This window comes from Neobacillus drentensis (assembly GCF_036965645.1).
GTDB lineage: Bacteria > Bacillota > Bacilli > Bacillales > Cytobacillaceae > Neobacillus > Neobacillus drentensis_D.
In genome coordinates, this window is sequence record NZ_JBALPZ010000159.1 from 1 (window position 1) to 4,668 (window position 4,668).

A 4,668-nucleotide genomic window follows, 5' to 3' on the forward strand; every position below is an offset into this window, starting at 1 on the left:
AGCATATACTAATTCCTGACCCTCTGCGCTGCTAGTAACTTTTATTGTAGAATTATCTATCTTTTTCAACTCTACGTTAGCTATTTTGGGAGAGTCACTTTCTGCTCCCTGTTTTTGCTCTGTACTTTTACTACATCCAGTTATCATCAAAAGGACCACAATCGATAATATTGTTAACAACTTTCCTTTCATTATAATTATTACCTCCTAGTAAATTTCTTGGTTAAGTATCTACTACCTGAGAATATTCCGCATAACTATAATTTTAACTTATTTCATAAATATAATAAATAATAGAATATAGTCTTCGTCTATTAATACTTAAACACCCACTAATAAATCTAGATTTATAATTTCAATTTTAATGTTTGGTATTGCTTAATGATCTTAGTTCTTTAGAAGAGAAATATATAAACTATGATTATTTTTATGGTTGTATGACACTATTACCCTTTACAAATAGCTGCTTCAATTGGCTGATTTCTCCGTTTATAAATTGACCTTTTTGACCAACGACTCTATTTCCAGTTGCCGATATAGACCCATTATAGGTACTTAAAACGAAAAGAAAATTTTCTAATTTACTACCATTCTTACTTTTATAGGTATTGTTCATTACATTTACAGAGCCACCATAAGATATGGCTATAAAGTTTTTACTATAACCTTCTAATGTATTTCCCTTTACAATAATATTATTTCCTCTTGTTAAAAAACCATAATTAAAATTTTCTACATAGTTATTTTCAAAAGTGATATTCTCTGCTGTTGAATGGGTACCAAATCCACTATTGCCACTGGCTAATGTTCCTTGCTTATATCCATATGCTTTAGAATTAGACACTTTACCATAACGTGAAGGTGTTTTACCCGAGAAATCCACACCACGACGCACATGTTTAAAAGTACTACTTGTTACAATTGTTCCACTACCACCATAATCTTGAATTCCATAACCCGTGTTAATGTCTTTAGTGGTTCCTAAATTTATATATGAGTTTCTTACTTGAGTTTGATATGTGCAATTCAAAAAAATCCCAATATGCTTGGAATTAGAAACAGATACATTCTCAATATCAGTATTACTTGTATAATTCACTTTTAACATAGCGGTTTTATAGGCCTTAGGATGTGTAAATGAAATATTAGACAACTTTATTGAAATATTAGGATACACAGTGGCAGTAACAATTTCACCCGCCCCTACCATATAATCTTCGCTGGTAGCACGGTCTAAATATACCTTATTTCCCTCAATCTTAGTGATCTTATGTAATTCCCCTTTTTTCAAATATCCTCTATTATCCCAATACCATAATTTATTAGATGTTAAATGTAACAAATCCCCAGCTTTCATCCCTCTAGTAGTTTGTAAAGTTACGTAAGGGTTATTAATTGAAATCCTCTTACTAACTACAGTAGAAGTAGTTGGAGTATTATTTAAAATAAAGGCACTCTTCTTGCTTATCTGCAATATTACAGGTTTCTTCTTTCCATTCTTATCACTTTCAATCTTAATTGAATGCTCACTAACTAAAGGCTTATCGATAATATATGTAGCCCCGTTCTTCAGAGTTAAGGTATCACTGTTTTCAATAGCTGCTTGTAGTGCTTTTGTATCAATTTTTTTATCAAAACCATTCGCACCAAAATCTTCTGGAGTTCGTAATCTTACACTTTTAGGTTTAATCTGCGTTTGTGAAGGTGCTTTGCTTTTATTCGAATTCTCTTTAGAATCAGGTTGGTCTGCTATTGATACAATCAACCAAACTGATGCTGTGAGCAAAAATAAAATCACAAACAGAAATGGGCCTTTCTTGATGTTTAGTAATTGCCTCCGCATAGAACCTCATTCCTTAAAATGAATTTTTAATCGATAATATAATAACCCAAAAAAGAAACAAGGTGACCCTTAGGAAGTCACCATTTGTTTCTTTTCTAACTAAAAGAATATACTATAAAAATAATGAATACAATCAGACTATTGGCTTGGGGAAATTGTAACTTTTTGATTCTTTAAGTCAAAAATATAATTATAAGTGTTAGTTAATAAGTAAACAAAATTATTATCTTCACTTTTAATAGTCGCATTTTTAATTAATTGATCTTTGCTAAGGTCATTGAAATTAAATTTATCTACTATAATAGCATTTGAAAAATTATCATTATTAATTCGATAAGTAATATTATCAAAAACAATATATTTGTTACCTAATTCATCTGTATGCTCACCTGTTTTTCCTCGAATGCTCTTTTCAATCTCGTTAACGTTACTATTAATAAAAGATAAATAAAATTCATAAGATTGTCGAAATGAGTATGGAAAGCTCATAATAAAATCATTAATTTGTATGTTTTGTTTCTCTAGCTGATCCTCAGGAATATAAATATTTCTTGCTTCTACAAAGCCCTTTTTATTGTCCAAATTTATTTCATACAAATTTCCCAATTTTTTTTCAACAAATACTTGATCAGAAAATGTTAAGGTATGAATTTTTTTGCGCAATTCCTTTGTTTGGAATATATTCCCATTTTCGATTTTAACATATCCAACTTTATTAATTTGAATTGCCTTTGTCCCGACAACCTCTAACTTTTGAATATCATTTACTTTCTTTGCATTTCCCTCTTGGATGCTCTGGTTTTTTAGATTTACTTTTGATTGTGAACCTTTAATAAATCCATCATCCATCAGTACCAAAAAAGAACTAAGAAAGATAACTGCAAGAAAAAGTAAAATTTGGAAAAACCATTTAATTTTCCTTTTTCTTACACTAGGGCTTTTCCTGCTTCTGATCTGCTGATTATGATTAGGTAAATCACCCGACTGTTGATTAACCATTTTTTCTTTTTTATAATTCTTTTTTTCTTCATCCGTTAGGTTGTTAAAATATTTGATAAATTTACTATAGCTTGCTAGAACTGTTTTTGTATCACCAAATTCAACTAGTTCACCATAATGTATCCACATAGTCCTATCACAAAACGAACGAATCTGAGAAACTGAGTGACTAATAAAGAAAATAGTTTTTCCTTCATTCTTAAATTCATTCATTTTTTTTATACATTTGTCATAAAAGGTCTGATCCCCAACAGAAAGAGCTTCATCGATAATCAAGATATCTGGGTTTGTATGAACAGAAATAGCAAAACCAAGCCTTGCTTTCATTCCACTTGAATAATTCTTTACAGGTTGATGAATAAAATCACCCAAATCGGCAAAATCAATGATTAGTGGAGTTATTCTATTGATCTCGTCTTTTTTTAAACCGTGCATTAAACATTTTAGTTCAATATTATCTATTCCCTTTAAATTGTTGTTCAGCCCCACTGAAATTGCAATTAATGATGTTTCTCCATTAACTTTAATTTTGCCAGATGTGGGTGGAACAACTTGGCCCAGCAAATTAGATAAGGTTGATTTCCCTGAACCATTCATCCCAATTATACCAATTGTTTCACCTTCATTAACGGTAAAAGAGACGTCTCTAAGAGCATAAAAACTTTTATTACTGCCTCTTGAGAGTATTACTTCAAAAATCTTATCGAATTTTTTTGTGTGAAGTGTATATTTCTTTGAAACATTTCTGAAATCCACTTTTGGGCTTGAAACCATGTTAAGCCTCCATATCTAAATGTAGTCCACAAATTGTTTTCTAAATCTTATATGAACAATTGAACCAATAAATAACATTAAAAGAGTAATTATCCAAAAGTAAAGCATATATTTCCAATCATGAAAGAACCACTCTTTAACTAAAAAGGTTTTTCTAAATCCGTCAATTAAATAATACAATGGATTTAACCTAAAAAAGTTTAACAACGATAATTTCTCCATATCCCATAAAACCGGTAATACATATATCATCATTCTCATAAAGGATTGTAATGCTAATTGAAAATCTCTTGCCATAGTCGCTATTGTAGAAAATAGTAATGTTACAGCAAATAAAAAGATAACCATACATAAAATAAAATACGGTAGTTGTAAAAGGTATATTCCTGGATTAATTCTATATACGTAAAGTATTACTCCTAGTATTAATAACATAAAGATAAGATTAAATATGTTACTAACAATGGTAATGGAAGGAAGAACACTAACGGGAAACTTCATTTTAGAGACCAAACTAACTTTATTATATACACTGTTAGAACCTTGAATTATTGCAGAGCTAATAAAAAACCAGGGAATTGCCCCCAATATCATATAGACAAAAAAAGGTGTACTCCCGATAGGATGTCCACTTCTTATTCCTAGCCCAAAAACTAACCAATAGATTATTATTTGCATAGCTGGATTAATAAATTGCCACGCTACACCTAAATAATGTGATTGGTATCTTCCCTTTATATCATAAGACGCTAATCGAAAGATCAAATAAAAATTTTCAATTTGCTCTTTTATAACATTTATAACTGCTTTCATTTAGTGACGTCCTTTTTTAGAATAATATCCTAGTTCGCCTTATATAACTTCTTTTAAGGCTCAGGCATAACAATTCATTATAACATATATAATAATAATCGTGGTATCCTCTTAAGAACCATATAATCCTTCACTAGCAATATAAAATCCGGCACCAAATGAATGGGCCGGATAATATTAAAGGACTGTAATAATCCATTTTTCCAAAATTCTATAGTGAAATCCATAGAGGATAAACC

Annotated in this window: 4 protein-coding genes; all 4 read right to left on the reverse strand. The window is 30.1% G+C overall.

The annotated features are described in order from the left end of the window. The coding region (locus tag V7266_RS25350) for a hypothetical protein (RefSeq protein WP_335472022.1) at positions 1-192 on the reverse strand (192 nt) is incomplete at its 3' end. Positions 193-427: 235 nt separating this feature from the next. Further along, positions 428-1,843, reverse strand: coding sequence for a right-handed parallel beta-helix repeat-containing protein (locus tag V7266_RS25355; protein ID WP_335472024.1), 1,416 nt, complete (start codon positions 1,841-1,843; stop codon positions 428-430). A gap of 138 nt (positions 1,844-1,981) precedes the next feature. Beyond that, positions 1,982-3,616 (reverse strand): teichoic acids export ABC transporter ATP-binding subunit TagH, encoded by a 1,635-nt coding sequence (gene tagH / locus V7266_RS25360; protein WP_335472026.1) that lies wholly within the window; start codon positions 3,614-3,616, stop codon positions 1,982-1,984. 15 nt (positions 3,617-3,631) lie between these two features. Beyond that, complete coding sequence (locus V7266_RS25365) at positions 3,632-4,429, reverse strand: ABC transporter permease (RefSeq protein WP_335472028.1); 798 nt, start codon at positions 4,427-4,429, stop codon at positions 3,632-3,634. Positions 4,430-4,668: the final 239 nt, after the last annotated feature.

Bases quoted from the DNA above. Each gene is read 5' to 3' on its own strand.
- V7266_RS25355 (WP_335472024.1), bottom strand. From the start codon at position 1,843: ATGCGGAGGCAATTACTAAACATCAAGAAAGGCCCATTTCTGTTTGTG.
- tagH (WP_335472026.1), bottom strand. From the start codon at position 3,616: ATGGTTTCAAGCCCAAAAGTGGATTTCAGAAATGTTTCAAAGAAATAT.
- V7266_RS25365 (WP_335472028.1), bottom strand. From the start codon at position 4,429: ATGAAAGCAGTTATAAATGTTATAAAAGAGCAAATTGAAAATTTTTAT.